9 protein-coding genes are annotated in these 18,895 nt (G+C 71.1%); 3 read left to right on the forward strand and 6 right to left on the reverse strand.

All coding sequences use genetic code 11. From position 1 onward, the window contains the following. The first annotated feature begins 346 nt into the window (after nt 1–346). Entirely contained in the window at nt 347–1,474 is a 1,128-nt protein-coding gene (locus WMF28_RS34725; protein WP_437597816.1) for an arginase family protein, read from the forward strand. 43 nt (nt 1,475–1,517) lie between these two features. Here WMF28_RS34725 and WMF28_RS34730 read toward each other — a convergent pair whose 3' ends face one another. The 5 genes from WMF28_RS34730 to WMF28_RS34750 all read right to left on the reverse strand — a co-directional run bounded on the left by WMF28_RS34730 (nt 1,518) and on the right by WMF28_RS34750 (nt 14,312). Next, nucleotides 1,518–2,390: a sulfurtransferase gene (locus WMF28_RS34730; RefSeq protein ID WP_437597817.1), complete on the reverse strand. Its 873-nt coding sequence runs from the start codon at nt 2,388–2,390 to the stop codon at nt 1,518–1,520. Between the two features lie 188 nt (nt 2,391–2,578). Next, nucleotides 2,579–3,349 carry a toxin TcdB middle/N-terminal domain-containing protein gene (locus WMF28_RS34735; protein WP_437597818.1) on the reverse strand — a complete coding sequence of 257 codons (771 nt, stop codon included), beginning with the start codon at nt 3,347–3,349 and terminating at the stop codon, nt 2,579–2,581. A gap of 328 nt (nt 3,350–3,677) precedes the next feature. Next, nucleotides 3,678–4,151 carry a hypothetical protein gene (locus WMF28_RS34740; RefSeq protein WP_437597819.1) on the reverse strand — a complete coding sequence of 158 codons (474 nt, stop codon included), beginning with the start codon at nt 4,149–4,151 and terminating at the stop codon, nt 3,678–3,680. 126 nt (nt 4,152–4,277) lie between these two features. Next, nucleotides 4,278–13,259, reverse strand: coding sequence for a SpvB/TcaC N-terminal domain-containing protein (locus WMF28_RS34745; RefSeq protein ID WP_437597820.1), 8,982 nt, complete (start codon nt 13,257–13,259; stop codon nt 4,278–4,280). A gap of 225 nt (nt 13,260–13,484) precedes the next feature. Next, entirely contained in the window at nt 13,485–14,312 is an 828-nt protein-coding gene (locus WMF28_RS34750; RefSeq protein WP_437597821.1) for a hypothetical protein, read from the reverse strand. Nucleotides 14,313–14,971: 659 nt separating this feature from the next. On the opposite strand from WMF28_RS34750, the gene WMF28_RS34755 reads away from it, so the two are divergent. Both WMF28_RS34755 and WMF28_RS34760 read left to right on the forward strand, forming a co-directional pair. Further along, nucleotides 14,972–16,504, forward strand: a complete 1,533-nt coding sequence (locus WMF28_RS34755; RefSeq protein ID WP_437597822.1) for a helicase HerA domain-containing protein — start codon at nt 14,972–14,974, stop codon at nt 16,502–16,504. An 18-nt stretch (nt 16,505–16,522) separates the two neighbouring features. Then, the gene (locus WMF28_RS34760) at nt 16,523–17,119 is read left to right on the forward strand and encodes a Uma2 family endonuclease (RefSeq protein ID WP_437597823.1); all 597 of its coding nucleotides are present in this window, start codon (nt 16,523–16,525) and stop codon (nt 17,117–17,119) included. A gap of 106 nt (nt 17,120–17,225) precedes the next feature. On the opposite strand, the gene WMF28_RS34765 is transcribed toward WMF28_RS34760, so the two are convergent. Beyond that, nucleotides 17,226–18,803 (reverse strand): protein kinase domain-containing protein, encoded by a 1,578-nt coding sequence (locus tag WMF28_RS34765; protein WP_437597824.1) that lies wholly within the window; start codon nt 18,801–18,803, stop codon nt 17,226–17,228. Nucleotides 18,804–18,895: the final 92 nt, after the last annotated feature.

Here is an 18,895-nt window from a genome sequence, read left to right on the forward strand (position 1 = left end):
GTGACAACTTATGCATCAACTGTCAACATGCTCCCGATGGTCCCAGGACTGGTCCGCGAAGTCGGAGAGGCCGAGGCGGATGATTCGCTCGCTCGTGCGCGGCTCGACGTCGGGCACGAGCTCGGCTGGTTGCCTCTGAGGTTCCACGTGAACACCAGCAGATCGCGCACGGGCGAGGGCGACGCCGGGCCCTCGGGGACTGCAAGAGCGCCCCGCGCGCGATGAGCCAGGACGAACTCGGGCGGCCACAACGTACTGGCCCATCACCTCGCGACCGAGCGCTTCCCGCTCCTTGCGCCCGCCCTTTCGCTGGCGGCCTCCTGAGGGGCGCGTACCCTCGTCGGGCATGACCCCGCACGAAGAGCTCGCGCTCCTGCTGCGTCCGGCGGCTGGAGGCCTCTACCTCGTCTCGACCGGGCGCGCGCAGCAGCTCGAGGTCCAGCGACGGCTCTACGGCGCCACGACCCAGGAGGAGGTCCTCGCCCGGTTCCGCGCGTCGTTCGACCGCATCGCCGGCGCGCGCGCCGTCTTGCTCGGCATCCCCTCCGACGTCGGCGCCGGGTTCCTCCGCGGGTCCAACATGGGCCCGCAGGCGATCCGGACCGCGCTCCTCGACGCCTTCCCGGACTTCCCCGAGCGGGCGCGCGACGTCGGCCTCGTCGACATCGGGGACGTGTTCGTCGTGCCGCAGCTCCTGCACGACGACATGCTCTCGGAGGCCCAGAAGGCCGCGTCGCGCCGCGCCCTGTACCCCGGCGTGCCCGAGGCGCTCTCGTCCCGGCTGCCTGTCTCGCCGCTCTCCATCGCCGAGCGCGCCCTCGATCTCGTCTTCTCGATCAACCCCGACGTCGCGCCCATCGTGCTCGGCGGCGATCACTCCACGGCCTTGCCGGTCGCGCGCGCCCTCTCGCGCGTGCAGAGCGCGCGGAAGCGGCCGTGGGGCATCGTCCAGCCCGACGCGCACACCGATCTCCTCGAGGAGCGGCTCGGGGTTGCGTACTGCTTCGCCACCTGGTCGTACCACGCGAACGAGCTTGTCGGGCGGGGCGGCCGGCTGACCCAGGTCGGGGTCCGCGCCTCCCAGAAGCCGCGCGAGCACTGGGAGGGCCGCTACGGCGTACGGCAGTTCTGGGCGGCCGAGTGCCGCGCCGATCCTGCGGCGGCGCTCGACGCCATCGTCGCGCACGTGAAGAGCACCGGCGTCGAGGGCGTGTATTTCTCGAACGACATCGATGGCACCGACGCCGCGTTTGCCGATGCCACCGGGACCCCGGAGCCGGACGGCCTCTCGCCCGACTTCGTTGTCGCGCTCATCCGCCGGCTCGGGCGCGAGGTCGGCCTGCTCGGCGGCGATGTCATGGAGGTCGCGCCGGCGCTCCAGCCGACGCCGGAGAGCTCGGCCCGCACGCTCGCGCTGGCGGTGCGCTACCTGCGCGAGACGATCGAGGCGGTCGTCGGCCGCGCGCTCGCCTGACATCGCGCGCTCGCCGGGTGCACGCGCGCTCGCCTGACGCCGCTCAGGGCTCGGCGCCCTTCGCCGCGGGCAGGGAGGCGTCGCGGGCCCAGTCGCTCCACGAGCCCTCGTAGAGGATCGCGTCCGCGCGGCCGAGCATCGCCAGCGCGAGCAGGTCGTGGCAGGCGGTGACGCCGGAGCCGCAGTAGCAGACGACGGTGCTCGCCTCGATCGCGCCGAGGTCGCGGTAGCGCCGCTCGAGCTCGGCGCGCTCGCGGAAGGGCCCGGCGGGCGCGCGGAGGTTCTCCGCGAACGGGGCCGAGCGCGCCCCGGGGATGTGGCCCGGGCGCGCGTCGACGGGCTCGCTCTGCCCTTCGTAGCGCTCGCGGGCGCGCGCATCGAGGATCACCGCCGAGGGATCACCGCGCAGCCTGTCGACGACCGCCTTGTCCACGACCGTGGCGCCTCCGGCGGCGAGCTCCATCGGCGGCGCCGGCGCGATGGCGGGCACGTCGGTCGAGAGCGGGTGTCCCGCGGAGGCCCACGCCTCCAGGCCGCCGTCGAGCACGCGCCCGCCCGGATGGCCGAAGTAGCGCAGCAACCACCAGAGCCGGGCCGCGATGGCGCCGCCCGCGTCGTCGTAACCGACGACCAGCGAGTCAGGGGCGATCCCGATCCTGGCGAGCACGCGCGCGAACGCCGCCGCGTCGGGCAGGGGGTGGCGCCCGGGGCCTGCCTGCGCCGGCCCGGAGAGGTCGGCGTCGACATCGAGGTGCACGGCGCCCGGGATGTGCCCGCGTGCGTACTCGTCGGCGCCGCGGCGACCGGTGAGGTACCAGCGGCAGTCGACAACGCGAACGCGCGGGTGGCCGGCGTGCGCTGCGAGCCAGGGGACATCGAGGAGGGGGCCGGTGGGCACGGAGAGGGGGGCGCGCATGCAGGGCATGGTAGCAACACACGGTCGGCCGCGGAGCCCGGCGATCGGGAGCCCTGATGGGCATGCGCGGATCGCGCTCGCCCCCGAGCTGGCCACCGCCCGGCGCCAGCGACGAATGCGCCGCTCTGGGCCTCCGCACCGGTCGACGCCACCTTGCTGTTGGGGCGGTGCTCGACCTCCTCCACCGTCTAGAGCATCCCGTAGCCGTCGCGCAGGGCCGAGCGCGCCACGAGCCCACGCCGGTAGATGTCCTCGTTCCGGTAATCGACCTCCTCGACCGACATCGCGGAGACCCCATTCCCATCCTCATCCTCGCCCAGCACCGTCGTCGTGACACGCCGGTACCCGAGGTCCATCCGCTCGTCCCGGTGATAGATCCCGTCTCCGTAGGTCTCGATCCGCGTCCGGTAGGTGTGCATCCCCTGCGCGCCGCTCACGCCCTCCACCCCGTCGCGCACGACCACATCGCTCAGCACCCACTGGCTCGACGGCATATCGACCACCGCCGTGCGGTCGTCGCTCTCGTCCACCGGCGCATTCCCGGCGACCTCCCTCGGCACCACCAGGTTGCCCTCGCGCCGGTAGTCGATCTCCACGCTCCCGCCCAGCGGCCGGTGCACCCGCCAGAGCAGGTTCGCCTTGCCGATCTCGTTCCTCCGCGTCCGCACCGCGCTGTCGCCGTCCCGCTTCAGCACGTGATCGGCCAGCCCGTCGCCATCGATGTCCTCGAACCCGAGGTGTGACGCCCCGGTCCCCTCGGAGTAGTACACCGACCCGCCGACGCAGACGAAGTAACAGACCTGCAGCGACACGCTGCCGTCGTGGCTCTCCGAGCGCCGGAAGCCCACCGCGTCCCCGCTCCCCATGAACGCGTACTCCAGCGGATCGAGGTCCACTCCCCAGTCGCCGGCCGGCCAGTGCTCCTCCGCCGCGAACCGCGCGCCGAGGTTCAGCTGCACCCGATTGAGAACATCAGCAAATCATCCTTCGACCACCCTCCGACAGACCCCGCTGTCGCAGGTGGTGATTCACATGCATCTCAACGGATTCCATTAGAATCATCTATCGTTGAACATGATCGCGTTCGTGCGCCGTGGCCTAAGGTGTCCACGAGGGGCCAGCCCCGGCGCTCGACGAACGCGAGAATGTTGTCCTCCTGAAGGCGTTGACTTTGGCCACGCGAAAGACACGACGGGTGCAATAAAATCGAAACTTGGCGTGTTCCACAAGGTTACGACGAACGAACCGAAACGCCTTCGACCCCGCACGAGCGGGCCGGCGTCGAGGCTATTCAGCTGGAGCACCCGGAATTCGCGCCCGAAACTCGGGTCGCACATGGTTCGGATCGCTGACAAATAGCTCAAGACGTCGGCCGATCGCCACGTCCCCATCACACAAGACAATCGAAAACGCTTCGCCGCTACTGAACTCGAATACGAGAGCAACATCTTCCGAATCGACTGCAAAAACATCAACGTGCTCGAGCTGACCGCGAGGCCACCAGTAAAACTCGCTAACAAGGCTCACCTCGCTCCAATACGACATGTCCAAATCACTCGGGCTCACGGGCCCATCCTCGATAACGAGATAGTCCTCATTGGGCCCTGGACGCACCACGAGCAGCGCGCCGTCGAAGACAAGCTCTGTTATGCCATGCCCGAATGCGTCATTCGCTCGACCGAGACCGAGCACGAAGCGCCGGGCATGAATTAGCGGCTTACCAATGGCATTATCTAACTTGTTCAAACCATGAGCTGCCATGATTTTTCCTCAGAAGTCGACACGACGGAACCCGATCAGATTTCCGGTCTGCGTGTTGATGCGGATGCTGACCTCCTGCCCGAAGCTGCGGCCTATCACATCAACCTGTCCGAACCGGCCTGTTGCCTATGTTCGGAGGGGGTTCCCAAGCACATCCTCAATAACACGCACCGCGTTTGCCTGAGTCGGCTTGATTCCTGTGTTCACCCCCTCTGCCACACGCTTCTCCAAGAGCGATGCTCCTCGCGTGGTTGCTCCCTTCGCAAGCTGGGAGCTGGAAAGTACAGCCTCGCGGGTTGTCTGCGAAAACGCCGGCAACAGCTTCGGTGCTGCCCTTGCGGCCAAGGTTTCCGCTTTCACGGCGGCTCTCCGCGCAGCCAGCTTGGCGAGCGCCTTGCCCCCAGCCTTGACCAGCGTCACGGCTGTGCCCCCGATGACCACCGCATCGATCGGGTCGACCGCCGGCTCTTCCAGCGGCAGGTCTTCCCTTGCAACCTGCGCTTGGTGGAAGGCGAGCCGCTCCGCGGGACCGCCGTCTACGCAGACGCCAGAGGCGCACATCGTATCATCCGGAGCGATGCTCTGCTCTGGGCTGTCCACAGGCCCCACGAACGACTGACAACCGCCGTCAACACACTCCTCGGCCAGCCCAGTCGGATCGACGAACCTCAGCGGGTTGTTCCGCGTGTACGTGTACAGCCCCAGGTGAATCGGGTCGTACACCCCGCCATTCGGCGCCCCCCGCATGTACTGGTCGAGGATCGGATCCGGGCTCATCCACATCCCGAGCCGCGGCTCATAGCTCCGCGCCCCGTAGTGGTAGAGCCCCGTCGACAGGTCGAGCTCCTTGCCGGTGAACAGGTACGGCTGCCGGTTCTGGAACTGCGAGTCGGTCTGGTCGGTCCACAGCTCTCCGCTCGGCAGGTACTCGACGTGCTGGCTCAGCTGCTGGTCCTGGTCGGTGACGTACTGCGTGCTCCCGAGGTGGTCGGGGTGGTAGTACAACACCGGCGGCCGCTGGAACCAGTCCGCGTCGATCTTGCTCGCGAGCCGCGTCTCGCCCGCGAACAGGTGCTTCGTCGCCACCACCCCGTTGCGCACCACGAGGTGCTGGTCGACGTACGCCGTCTCCTCCTCGCCGGCCACCCGGTGCAGGTGCACCCGTCGCTCCCCGGCGCCGTCGTACTGCGCCCGCGACATCTCCTGGTTGTTCTCTCTCACCGACACAAGCCGCCCGTCTTCGTCCCAGCTCAACGTGCGCTGCGGGCTGCCCCGGTATCTCCACTCCTTGTGGTTACCGTTCGCGTCATACAACAGCTCCCGCAGCCGCGGCTGTGTCTCCGCCACCACGAACTCGTCCACCTGGTTCGCCGCGTGCGGCCGCGGCCCGGTGTAGCGGTACTCGTTCCGGTACGTTCTCTCCCGGATCGGCTCCTGCTTCTGCCACTCCCCCGGGGCGCCCCACTTCGGCACGTACCGGGCCACCTCCTGCCCCTTCGTCTTCACGTTCCCGAGGACGTCGTAGTCCATCTCCAGCGTGTACCGCTGCTGCTCGTTCCCCCGCTCCTGGTAGGTCCCCGACGCCTCGGTCAGCTGGTAGAGGTCGTCGTACGCGAACCGCTGCTCGGTCGTCGCGACCATCACGGCCCCACCGAGCGACGCGTCGAACGGCGCCTCGTTGTCGAGCGCGAGCACGTTGCCCACAAGGTCGTAATCATACCGCAGGCGCTGGAACGCCCTCGGCGGCCGCCCCATCTGCTGCATCTGCGGCGTCCGGTGGTCCGCGTCCACCTCCGACAGCCGCCGCGTCGACGCCTCGTACCGGTACTTCGTCTCGATCCCGTTACCCGCCACCACCCGCACCCGCACCCGCTGACCGAACTCGTCGTACCCGATATGCCTCAGGTACTCCGTCGTCATCGGTTCATTCGGGTGCTGCGGATTGACCCGCTGGTTCTCCCCGACCACCGACACCACCGCGCCGCCGCGGTCGTACCCGTAGCGCACGATCTCCTCGCCCGACCCGGGGAAGTGCAGCTCCTGCATCCGACCCAGCGAATCGAACACGTACTTCAGCGTCGCCTCGTACGGCCCCCGGTGTGGCTCGCGCAGCCGCGGGAACTCCGCCACGAGCTCCGCCACATGGCCGAACCGGTCATACCGGTAGCTCCGCGTCCCCGCCGCGCTCGTCTCCTGCTTCATCCGCCCCGCGCGGTTGCCGTTCGCGTCGCCGGCCTCCTCGGCCTCGCCGTACGTGTACACAACGTCCTGCGTCACCGGATAGTCAATCTTCCACAGCCGGTTGTGGTCGTACTCGTACCGGATCAGGTGCCCGCGCAACGAAAGCTCCGCCGTCTGCTTCGCGCGAAGGTTCCCGGCCAGGTCGTACCGCCACTCCGTGCGCCCCGCGTCGGGGCTCACGAGCGCCACCATCCGGCCCGCCGTGTCGTACGTCGCCGTGGTCGCGTTGTTGCGCGCGTCCGTCACCCGCAAAAGCTCGCCCACCGGGTTGTGCTCGTACCGCGTCACGATCGGCTGCCCCACCTCGTCGATCGTGTTCCACTCCTCCACCGCCGCGATCCGCCCGCCCACGTCCCGGTAAGTGTTACGCGACTTGCCGTTCGCGTCGATCACCGTCTCCTGGAACATGAGCTGCCCGTCGAGCTGCACAAGGTCGTGCTCGACCCACGTCCGCGCGTACCCAGCCGTCGCGGTGGCCTTGGGGTCCGGCATCTCGACAAGCCGCGTCCGCGACAGCACGTCGTGCTGGAAGTGCGTGCTCCGCACCATCTCCACGGCCGTGAACGCCGTATCCGGCTCCACGCTGAACACCGGCTGTCCCTGCTCCTTCACCCGGCCCAGCGCGTCGAACCGCACCGCCCCGCTCACCGTCATCCCGACCTCGGTGCCCGTACCCGTGTCGCGCTCCTGGTCCTTCTTGGTCTGGATCACCCGCCCGAGCCCGTCCGCGAACGTCACCGTCACGATCGGATCGTCCGCGTGCTCCGCGTCCTTGTGGCTCGTCCTCGCCCATGCCGGCACCGCGGTGGACTGATCGGGCTGGAGCGCGTACTCGAACCCGACCGCCGGCTCGCCTTCCCCGTCGAGGTCTTCCTCGCTCCAGATCTTGCTCGGCGTGCATCCAACCGGAAGCGCCTGCGGCTCGGTGAGGTCGTTCGGCCCCCAGACCCCGATCAGCCGGCCGAAAGCGTCGTACCGATGGACCATCGTGTGCCCGTTGACGTCGGTCTCCTGCGCCACCGTCCCGAACAGGGGATTGGGCACCGTGATCGAGCGGTATCCGAAGCTGTCGGTCACGCACGTGCGGTAGCTGCGCGTCAGCGCATCGTAGCCGTAGGTCAGCTTGTAGCTGGCCGGATCGGTGAACGTCGCGAGGTTGCCCACCTCATCGAAGCTGAAGCGCCAGGTGGCCTGGTCGCCCGCATACGGTGAGCCGTCCGGCCGCTTGCCCCCGGAGATGACGTTGGTGAGCGTCGCGAGCGCGCCCGTCCCCGGCCAGTACGTCGCCGTGCGCTCGCGCAGCACGCGGCCCTCCGCGTCGGTCGTCCGCACGAGGCTCGGCTTCACGAAATAGGGAGCGTCGTCCTGCTCATACCCGATGTGGTGATGCACATCGTCCACCGCGCTCCCCTCCTCGCCATAGGAGAACACGTCGGTGAGGTTGCCGTCCTCGTCATAGAACCGCGTCTCCAGCGCGCTCTTGTGAACCGCCCCCGGGTCGTCCGTCGTCCCCTCGTAGAACGCGCTCGTCCGCGCCGTCTCCCTCGGGAAGAACCACCCGTTCGCCTCGATCTGTCCCAGGTCCGGCGACAGGTGCTCGACCTCCTCCACCGTGTAGAGCATCCCCTCGCCGTCGCGCAGGGCCGAGCGCGCCACGAGCCCACGCCGGTAGATGTCCTCGTTCCGGTACTCCACCTCCTCGACCGCCATCGCGGAGACCCCATCCCCATCCTCGCCCAGCGCCGTCGTCGTGACGTGCCTGTAGCCGAGGTCCATCCGCTCGTCGCGGTGATAGATCCCATCTCCGTAGGTCTCGATCCGCGTCCGGTACGTGTGCACCCCCTGCGCGCCGCTCACGCCCTCCACCCCGTCGCGCACCACCACATCGCTCAGCACCCACTGGCTCGACGGCATGTCGACCACCGCCGTGCGGTCGTCGCTCTCGTCCACCGGCGCATTCCCGGCCACCTCCCTCGGCACCACCAGGTTGCCCTCGCGCCGGTAGTCGATCTCCACGCTCCCGCCCAGCGGCCGGTGCACCCGCCAGAGCAGGTTCGCCTTGCCGATCTCGTTCCTCCGCGTCCGCACCGCGCTGTCGCCGTCCCGCTTCAGCACGTGGTCGGCCAGCCCGTCACCGTCGATGTCCTCGAACCCGAGGTGCGACGCGCCCGTTCCCTCGGAGTAGTAGACAGACCCGCCGACGCAGACGAAGTAACAGACCTGCAGCGACACGCTGCCGTCGTGGCTCTCCGAGCGCCGGAAGCCCACCGCGTCGCCGCTCCCCATGAACGCGTACTCCAGCGGATCGAGGTCCACTCCCCAGTCGCCGGCCGGCCAGTGCTCCTCCGCCGCGAACCGCGCGCCGAGGTTCAGCTGCACCCGGAAGAACGCCTCTTCCGGCGCCTTCATCACCTTGTCCGGCAGCCCATCGCCGTTCACGTCCACGAAGTCCACGATCGTGCGCGCCGTCGTGCGCGTGTAGCCGATCCCCGCGCCCACGCTCGCGCTCACCCCGCCGCTGGAGCCGCCCGCGCTCGCCCCGAATCCGATGCTCTGCGCCCCCGTGTCCTCCAGCCGCACCGCCTCCGGGCCCGCCGCGTCCGAGAAGAAGCCCAGCACCTCGCCGAGCGCATCGTTCAGCGCGCCCGCGTTGAAGCTGGCCTTGTTGAACGCGTCCCGCTGCCACGGCACCGGCGCCGTGAACCGGTAGCCGAGGTTCAGCGCCACCGTCATCTGCCCGCTCTCGGGGTTCTGCGCCACCTGGTCGACAAGCCCATCACCGTTGATGTCGAGCAGCTCCACGTGCGCCGCCGATAGCCCGTAGCTCGTCCCGGCGCTGAAGCTCGTGCGCAGGTAGCCTTGCGAACGCCCCTTGCTGTCGGTCTTGTTGAGCGTCTGCTCCTCCTCGTCTCCCGCGCTGAACGTCAGTGACGCAAGCTCGCCGCTCAGCCGCACCGTCCGGTGCTCCACCCGCCGCAGCGCCTCCGGCAGCGAGAACGACGCGCTCGGACCGAACCCCCGGCCCGTGCTCAGCACCGCGCCCTCGCGCGTCACCCTGTCCGGGAAGCGGTCGCCGTTCAGATCGACGAGCTCCAGATCCGTCGTCGTGCTGCCGAAGCTATAGCCTCCTCCCACCGGGCCCGCGCCCGCCGTGAGCTCCGCGTTCCACGTCTCCGCGTAGCGCACGCTGCCCCGGTGCCGCTGCCCCGACAGCCGCCCCACCACCGACGGCAACACCCGCTCGCCGCCCACGAACGCCTCCGACGCCGCCGCGCCCCAGATCGGCGCGCCTCCCTCCGGCGAGAGCGGCACCGCGAGCGTGAAGCCGCGCTCGGGGTCGCGCGTCGGAAACAGGATGTTCGCCTCGGAGAACGCGCGGTCTCCGTTCATGAAGCCGATCGACCAGCCGTGGAACCCACCTGCCGTCGGATCCTGCGGCGCCCCGTCGATCAGCGCCTCCGACGCCGCGTCGGGCACGAGCCGGGCGACCCACACCGGCGCCCCATCGATGTTCGCGCCGCCCAGCGCCCCGCTGCTCCCGGTCGCTTCCTTCTGGAAGAGCGCGACGTAGATCGGCTCGCCGGCCTCGACCTCCAGGTCCACCGCCACCGAGATCGCCGTTCCGGCACTGCTCGGCGCCACGTACAGCTGCTTGTGCAGCAGCCGATGCACCCCCTGCACAAGCAGCGTCACCGGCGTCGTCCCCGGCACGAACAGCAACCCCTCGAGCCGCACCGTCCCCGTCTCCGGCGCGATCCAGGGCGCGCGCCGCGCCCCCGGCGTCCACCGCTGCACCGGCATCGCCACGTACGGCTGCTGCTGGATCAGCGCCACCGGCAGCGGCGCGTCCTCGGCCGTGTCGCTGTCCAGCGTGCAGCCGGCGCGGCCGTTCGGCTGCACCCCGCACTGCACCGGCCCGCACCGACGCTCGCCGCTCTGCCGGTCAGCGCGGCAGTACGTCCTGTACTCCACCGCCGGCGCCCATGCGACGCGCGCCGGGTCGTCGGGCACGTCCGACTTCACCCGGAACCACAGCCGATCGCCCTCCTTGACCCCAATCAGCCCGTTTGCATCGCCGTGCAGCCGTCCCGCGAGCGCCAGCACCCCGGCCTCCGCGCTCACCACCTCCTCATCCATGACGCTGTAGAACGCGCCCTCGCTCTCCCGCGCGATCGACACCCTCAGCTGATCGCTCGTCGACCCTTTCACCAGATCGCCCGTGATGCTCACGACGCCGTCCGACGACGCCACCCACGGCACCTCGGGCCGCCCTCCGAGGCGATGGTCCTCCCTGTACTCGAATCGATGGATGGGCCGCCCGTCCGGCCCCACCTGCCCGAGCAGCTCCTCGCCGACCTCGTAGGTGATCGACGGGCTCCACGACAGCAGGTCGGATGTCGTGTTCACCGCCCGCTCCGGGTCGATCTCGGGCGTCGCGCTCACCCGGAAGTAGAGGCGATCGCCCGCGAGCACGTGGACCGAGAGCGCCGCGCCCCCGCAATCGCCCGCGCCGATCGCGCACGGCCCGAGCTCGTCCGGACCGAACACGTGGCCGAACAGCGGCGGCAGCTCCCCGTTGCGCACCAGCTCCACGCGCAGCCCGTCGCCCCCCGCCTCCTGCTTCTGCAGCACGCCCCCGATGCGCACGTCCCCCTCGAACGGCGCGATCCACCGGAGCATCGGGTCCGCCGGATAGAAGTCGGCGCGCGACGCCAGCGCGAAGTCCGGGCGGCCCGACGGCGCGCTGACGCCGGCGGTCCCCCAGTCCTGCACGCCCAGAAACCCGCCGCGTCGATCGTTGATCGCGACCTGGACCTGCCCGAGGTCCCCGACCGACACGAGATCAGGGAACCCGTCGCCGTCGAGATCCGACGCGACCCGCTCGTCCTCCGCCCGGCTGCGCGTGTACGCCGCCGACGCGCTGAGCGCATCGCCCACGTTGATGCCCGCGTGAATGCTCCATCCCGAGGTGTCCGTCAGCCCGAGATCGCCCGGGTCGAGCCCGCCGAGGTGGAACGGATCGAGGTGATTCTCCCTGGGAAGGCGCAGCAGGTTGCGCAGCGCGTCCCCGCCGTCGCCGACGAAGTCGGGCAATCCGTCGCCGTTGAGGTCGAGCAGGCTGGCGCGCGTCGTCTGGTCGCCGCCGTACCCGCCGCCGCCCACGCTCACGATGCCGAGCAGCCCCACCGACACGCTGCCGCCGAAGGTCGAGTCCTCCGTGCGCGACAGCCCGTTCTGCGACCCCACCTGGCCCCACGTCACGGCGTCGGCCGCCAGCGCCCCGGGCTGCCCCGACGCCGTGCGCGGCGCGGTGAAGTACTCGAACGTGTGGCGATAGAGCTCCTCGCTCGTGAGCGTCCCCTCGCCGTCGCGGCTCCCCTCGCCCGAGACCGCGATCGCCTGGAGCAAGCTCTTGCCGAAATCTCCTCGGGTGTATTCGAGCGCGTAGCTGCGAATGATCGTCTCGCCGAACCGCACGTCCACGCGCTGGAGCCGCTCGCTTGTCTGCTCCAGGAAGCCCGGCCTGCCGTTCAGCATCCCATCCGGGCGCCCGTCCTCCGAGATGAAGTCGACGGCATACGCCGCCTCGACGCCCTGCGACGTGTTGGCCGTGTACTCGATGCGCTCGGGGTGCACCTCGATGTGCGGCGCCGGGCCCGCGGGCTCGACCCGATGCGCGTAATGGAAGAACATCTGGTTGCCGAACGGGTCGCGCACCTCTTCCAGGTACCAGCGGAACACGTTGCGCGGTCGGCCCGGGTCCGGATCGTCGAGCCGCGCGGTCGCGCTGCGCCCGTAAACATACGTCGTCCCGCTCTTGTCCGTGACCTCCCAGAAGTAGCTGTCGGGCCCGGTCCCGTGGCGCACGATCCGCGCGAAGCGCCCCTCCACCCGCTGCCGGTAGACCTGCGACGCGCTCGACGCGCCGCCCACCGGCACGAGCTCGCTCCCGTCGAGCGCATACCGCTCCTCCTCCGTCGCGTACGTCGGCACGCCGAAGCGCGCGTCGATCTCCACCCGCGACAGCCGCAGATCCCAGCCCACGCCGAGCCAGCCGTTGCGGTGCTCGCTGTCGTAGCGAATGGCGAGCGCCGGCTGGAGCCCGTTGCGCCCCGGCGGGACCTCGATCGGGTGGCTCAGGTGCGCCGAGCCGCTCGAGCTCGCCTCCGGCGGCGCGATGAGCGTCACCCCGGCGAGCGGGCTGCCGAGCGCGAGCCCCTTGATGCTGCTCGGATCGAACGAGCGCGCCCCCGGCGCGTCGGGCATCGCCAGCGTCGCCCCGATGAAATCGGTGAAGTGGTCGGTCAGGCTCGCCAGCTTGCCCTCCGCGGCCACGCCGGCCCGCTCGACGCCCTGCCAGCTGCCGAGCGACTCGTCGAAATAGAAGCCCTTCACGTGCTGCGCCGTCATCCCCGGTGGAATGGCGTGCTCGTCATAAGGCAGCGTCAGCCGCACCGGCTTCTTGAACCTGAGGCCGTGCGGCCCGAAGCGATAGGCCCTCCCTCCGGGCGTGACGTTGACCATCGCGCGTCCCATCGGCCGCACCTCGCCCTCGGGCAACGGCCGTATCGTGATCCGCACCGGCTCGTCCACCGCGCCCTCGGGGATCTCCAGGACAGCCCCCTCGAACGCCACCACCCGCGCCTTGTCGGGGAGCACCACCTCGCCATGGGGCGCCCCCACGTCCTCGACCAGCGGCGCGTCGAACCGAGGCCCCAGCAACAGGCCCCCTGCGCCGTCGCTCGGCAGCCGCAAAGGGATCGCCGAGAGCGCCACCCCGCCGCCCGGAGGCGACAGCGGCAACAGCCGCGGCTCCGGAGGCCCGGCCTGCGCAATGCCCTCGTGCCCCCGCCCGAGCAGCAACATCACAGCACAAAACACCACGAGACGAACAAGCCAGCGCGCCTGTCGCATTCGAGATCCCCCCACGCAATGTCTGTTGGCTGGCGCACAGGGATCCACGGCCGGACACACCGTGTCAATACGTACCTGGCGAAAACAATAAAAGCGCGCCGCCGTCTTCTATGGGCGCCAGCCGCCTCTTCCTCCCGTGTGCGGGACCGCTGCTCGGCGCGCCGGCGGATCCAACCGTCACGCGATAGGCGGCAGCTCAGGCTCGCTCGGCGCCTGCGCCGGGGCCGGCGTGGCCGGCGCAGCGGGCTCGTCCTCGCCCGTCTCCGGGTTCACGTCGGCGATCGCGCGCCGCGAGCGCAGGTATTGCCCGATCGCCTCGTTCTGCTGGAGGATCGGCGCGAGCAGCGCGAGCCGGGCCGCGATCCCCTCCCGCGTGCGCGCATGGTGCTTGCCCAGGAGGATGGCGACCGCCTCCAGCAGGAGCCCCTGCCCTTCGGCGCGCGCGGCGCGCACCCGGCCCCAGTCGATGAGCGACGGCGGCGACGCCTCGAGCGCGTCGCGGTACTGGCCCGCGAGCTCCGCGAGGCGGGTGACCAGGCGGCCGAGACCGAGCTCCTTCGCGGCCGGGGCGAGCTCCCCTTTGAGCAGGGCGACGATGTCGTCGACGGCCGCGAGCTCATCGACGTACGGAAGCGACGTAATCGCCTGCACGCTCACAGGGAAGAGCGGTTTCAGGAACGCCGCGACCTCCTTGTGGATGGGATCGTCGGGCGCGGCGCCCTGCGTCTGCGCGACGACATGATCGCGGATCGCGCCGAGCGTGCGGTCGACGAGCGCGTCGATGCGCTGGGCGGCGGGGTTCGCCCCCGTCGCCGCGGGCTCGCCGGCCCAGCGGCGCTCCAGCACGCGCGCGGCGAGGTCGTGCTCGATCGCGACGTCGCAGTGCTTCACGAGCTCCGTGAAGCGCTGCTCCTTGGCAATGGCGCGGACCTGCCGGAGGGCGAACAGCCGGCGACCGGTGGTGAAAACATACAGGTTGAAGATCGATTCGAGCGTGGCATCCATGGAATCCTCCCTTCGGGCGAAGGGAGGAACTTACAATGATGGGGGCCACCGCCGGCAAGGAGAACTCGATGGCTGGCGGGCGGATAGCACGAAATCGACGCACGGGATCCATCGCGGCAGCGCCCCGCACCGTATCCGGCTGGCAGACGAAGGATCCGTCTTCGATGTGACGACCAGCCCGGAAGACGCTCGTTGCGAGGTCGCCGCATGCGAGACGCGTCAGGCCCTCGACCGCGCCTCGTCGCGGGGATTCGCCCCCCCTCTCGCCTGCCCTCCTGCCTGGTCGCTGGGGGGCTCGGCCCCCCTCTCGCCTGGCCTCCTCCCTGGTCGCGGGGGGGTGCGGCCCCCCTCTCGCCTGCCCTCCTGCCCGATTGCCGGGGGGTTCGGCCCCCCTCTCGCCTGGCCTCCTGCCCGATTGCCGGGGGGCTCGGCCCCCCTCTCGTCTGGCCCTGCACCCGATCTCGCGGGGGTCAGCCGCCATCTGGCCTGGTCTTGCGCCCGATCGCCGGGGGGTTCGACCCTCCCCCTCCCGGCGTCCTTCGCTCCTTCGCCCCTGACCTCCTTTCGATACCGCCCGCTCGACTCGCACGCGCCGCCGCGCTCGCCTACAGTCCGCAGGCCAGCGCGACCGGCCACGTGCCCCCACGGGAGGCGACCCTTTGAGCCCCATCCTCTCTCTCTGTGAAGGCTATCGACTCGATCTCTCCGACTACGCGCGCACCGGCCTGCGCGTCGGCATCTGGGCCTCGTCCGGTCGCGGCAAGAGCTTCGGCGTCGGGGTCCTCTGCGAGGAGCTGCTCGCGGCCGGCGTCCCGGTCGTCGCGATCGATCCCGAGGGGGAGCTCTACACGCTGCGGGAGCGGTTCCGCCTGCTCGTCCTCGGCGGCGCCCACGCGGACTTGCCGCTTCCGTCCAGCGAGCGCGCGGCGGAGCTCGCGCTCGCGCGGGTGCTCGACGAAGGGCTCGGCCTCGTCGTCGATCTGTCCGACCAGCCGACCAACCGCGCCCAGCAGGAGGCCGCGCTCCCGTTCCTCGAGCGGCTCTGGGCGCTCCTGTCCGAGCGCCGCGCGCCGGCGGCCGTCGTTGTCGAGGAGGTGCACATCTTCGCGCCTCAGTCGGGCGCGTCGCTCACCTCGGACATCCTGCACCGCTTCGCCAAGCAGGGCCGCAAGCGCGGCGTCCTCCTCGTCGTCGCGAGCCAGCGCACGCAGGCCGTCTCGAAGGAGCTCATGAGCCAGCTCAACTTCCCGGCGATCGGCGGCTTCGAGATCGAGCGCGACTACGACGCGGTGAAGGCGCTCGTCGACGGCCACACGTTCGAGGAGTTCCGCGCGCTCCCGGCCGGCCAGTTCTTCCTGCCCGCCGCCGGGCGCTTCGAGCGCTGGCGCGCCCGCCACACCGCCCACGGCGGCGACGCGCCGAGCTGGACCGGCGAGCCCGGCGGCGCGCCGCGGATCGCGGACTCCACGCTGAGCACGCTCATCGACGAGCTCCGCGAAGCGCTCGCGGACGAGATCGCGCGTTCGCGCGCGCCGGATCCGAGCGCCGCGCTGCGGGCCGAGATCCGCCGCCTCAAGCAGCAGCTCGAGCAGGCCGACGAGGCGCGCAGGGCAGCCGAGGCCGAGGCCGAGCGGCTGCGCACCGCGCTGCAGGTCGCCGGCGTCGTCAAGGTGGTGATCCAGAACGAGATCGTGGTGCGCGCCGGCCAGAGCCACGAAGCGCGCGCACAGCCGGCGCCCGCTCCCGGCGCGCACGCGGCGCCCGCTCCCGGCGCGCCGAGGGACCGCGTCCCGGCGTCGCTCGCGGCCCCGCCCGCGCCGGCGCCGGGCGGCGTGGTCGTGAAGGTCGCCGCGAGGCCGGCCTCGCCGTCGCTCCGGGATCTCGCGATGCCGACCGGGGCGTTGCTCGAGGCGCGCGGCGTCAAGCGGATGGTGAGCGCCGCGAGGAGCCACGCGCAGCGGCGATCCCCCCGCTCGGCGGCGCACGTCGCCCTGGCCGCGAAGCTGCTCGCCGGCGGCGCGGCGCTGACCGCGGAGGAGCTCGCGGCGCGCGGCGGCTCGCGCAGCCAGGTCGAGATCCGCCGCGCCGCGCGCGCTCTCGCCGCGCTCGCCCGCGCGGGCTTCGCCTCGGTCCAGGGCGGCCGTCACGCGCTGAACGAGGCGGCCGTGCTTCGCGCGCTCCAGATCGGCTGACGAGGCTATGCTGCCGGCATGAGCGGCGTCGCGAAGCAACTCGCCAGCAAGCCCGCCACGCTGGAGGACCTCCTCGCCCTCCCCGAGGAGGACCGCCGTCACGAGATCATCGACGGGGAGCTCGTCGAGAAGGGAGCGGCCACCGGCGAGCATGGCGGCGCCCAGGCGGACCTCGTGACCACCCTCAACCGCCGCTTCGGCCGTCGCCCTGGGGGACGCTGGCCAGGCGGCTGGTGGTTCGCCACCGAGGTCGAGATCTCCTTCACCTCGGGCCAGGTGTACCGCCCCGATGTCGTCGGTTGGCGCCGCGAGCGCGCGCCGCAGCGCCCCACCGGCGTCCCCGTCACCCTTCTTCCCGACTGGATCTGCGAGATCCTCTCGACGAACCGGCGCAACGACCTCGTCAAGAAGAAGCGCACCTACCATCGATGCCAGGTGCCGCACTATTGGATCATCGACCCGGCGGAGGAGACGCTGGCCGTCCATCGCTGGGGGCCGGATGGCTACATCGAGATCCTGGCGGCGCAGCGGGGAGAGATCGTCCGGGCAGAGCCGTTCGACGCCGTCGCGTTCCATGTCGGCGTGCTCTTCGGAGACGACGAGCCGGAGGAGTAACCCCGCGTTCGAGGCAGCGCGCGACGCGCTCCCTCACGCCGACGCTCCCCTCCGCGGGCCGGCTGCCCCACCGCGCGCGCAGCGCGCAAGCCACCCCGCGGCTCAGCTAGCAGCTGGAGATGGACAGCAGGCGGATCGTCGCGATCGCCCCCAGCACGAACAGCCCCGTGAGGAAGATCCTCCGCTTGCGCCGCAGCTGCTCGGCGGTGAGCCCGGCGCTCTCAGGCGCCTCGTCCGGCGTGATCTCCCCGCCGCCCCGCCCCGCGGGCGCTACGGCCACCTTGCTCGCCTGCATCGGCGTGCTCGCCCCGCTCGCCTTGCTCGCCGTGCCGGTCTGCTGCGCCGCGCCGCCCGCGGCCTCCACCGCGGCGCGGCTTCGCTGGAGCTCGCCCTCCGGCGTGCTCGACGCCGCGAGCGCGCGCGGGCGCGGCGTGTCGTCCACGCCGTCGAAATCGAGGTACTGCACCGAGAGCGCGCCCACGGCGGCGCCGAGCGGCCGCGGGGCGCCGCTCTTGCGCGCCGACGGCGCGCTCCGCCGGCCATCCGGCGACGACGGGCGGTCCCCGGACACGGAGCGGCGGTCCCCGGACGCGGAGCGGCGGTCCGCGGACGCGGCGCCGGCCAGCGCCTTTCCCAGGAGGTCCGGCGAGCTCTGCCCCGGCCCGCTCGCCGGCGGGAGCGACGGCGCGGCGTGGCCGCCGGCGCCGCTCAGCGAGCCCGCCCTCGCGATGTAGGCCTCGACGTGCCCCTTCAGCTCGTTCCGGGCCTCATTCTCCGCGCCCTCGCCCATCCCGCGGAGGACCTGCTCCAGCTCCTCGGCCAGCTTGCCCGCGCTGACGGTGCGCCTGTCGACGCGGAACTCGGTCGCCGCGTCGAGCGCGTCCGCGAGCGGCGCGCACAGGTCGGGCAGGAGCTCGCGCGCGCGGGGGCTCGGCATCGACGCGACGCGCATGATCAGCTGCGCCTGCGTCTCGGCCTTGCGCACGCGGCTGCCGAGCAGCGCCTCGAGGAGCGTGAGCCCCAGGGAGAACACGTCCGCGCGCCCGTCGAACGGCTCGCCGCGCGCCTGCTCCGGGGGCATGTAGGGGAGCTTCCCCTTGAACACGGCGCTGTCGGCCTGCTCGCCCGCGAGCCCCGGGATCCGCGCGACCCCGAAGTCGGTCAGGCAGACGCGGCCGTCCCGCGCGATCAGGATGTTGGACGGCGAGACGTCGCGGTGGACGACCGCGTAGCGCCGCCCGTCGTCCTCGCACAGGCTGTGCACCGCATCGAGCGCCCTCGCCATCTCCCGGCCGATATAGGCCACGGCGCGCGGCGAGAACGCGCCCACCTTCCTCAGCACGCGATCGATGGCGGGGCCGTCGATGTAGTCGAGCGCGAGGTACACGGAGCCCTCGAAGTCCCCGAGCTCGATCAGCCGGACCACGTTCGGGTGATCGAGCCGCGCGATCACCTGCGCCTCGGCGAAGAACGACTCGCGCGCGGAGTCGCCGAGCTCGGACCGCGCGGCCAGCCGCTTCAGCGCGACGCGGCGCAGGAAGCCCGGCGTCATCTCCTCCTCGGCGAGCCACACCTCCCCCATGGCGCCCTTGCCCAGCATCCGGATGAGCCGGTACTTGCCGGCGAACAGCTCCGGCAGCGGATCGGAGTCGGCGTGCTTGCGGCGCGGGCGTGAGGCGGACATCTCGGGTGTGCAGCGCAGGGCCTCGACGCTCGCCGAGCCTAGCCCTCCTGCTGCTGGTGGAGAGGGTGCATGGAGGGCATGCCCGATCCTAT

The organism is Sorangium sp. So ce590 (genome assembly GCF_051521365.1).
GTDB lineage: Bacteria > Myxococcota_A > Polyangia > Polyangiales > Polyangiaceae > Sorangium.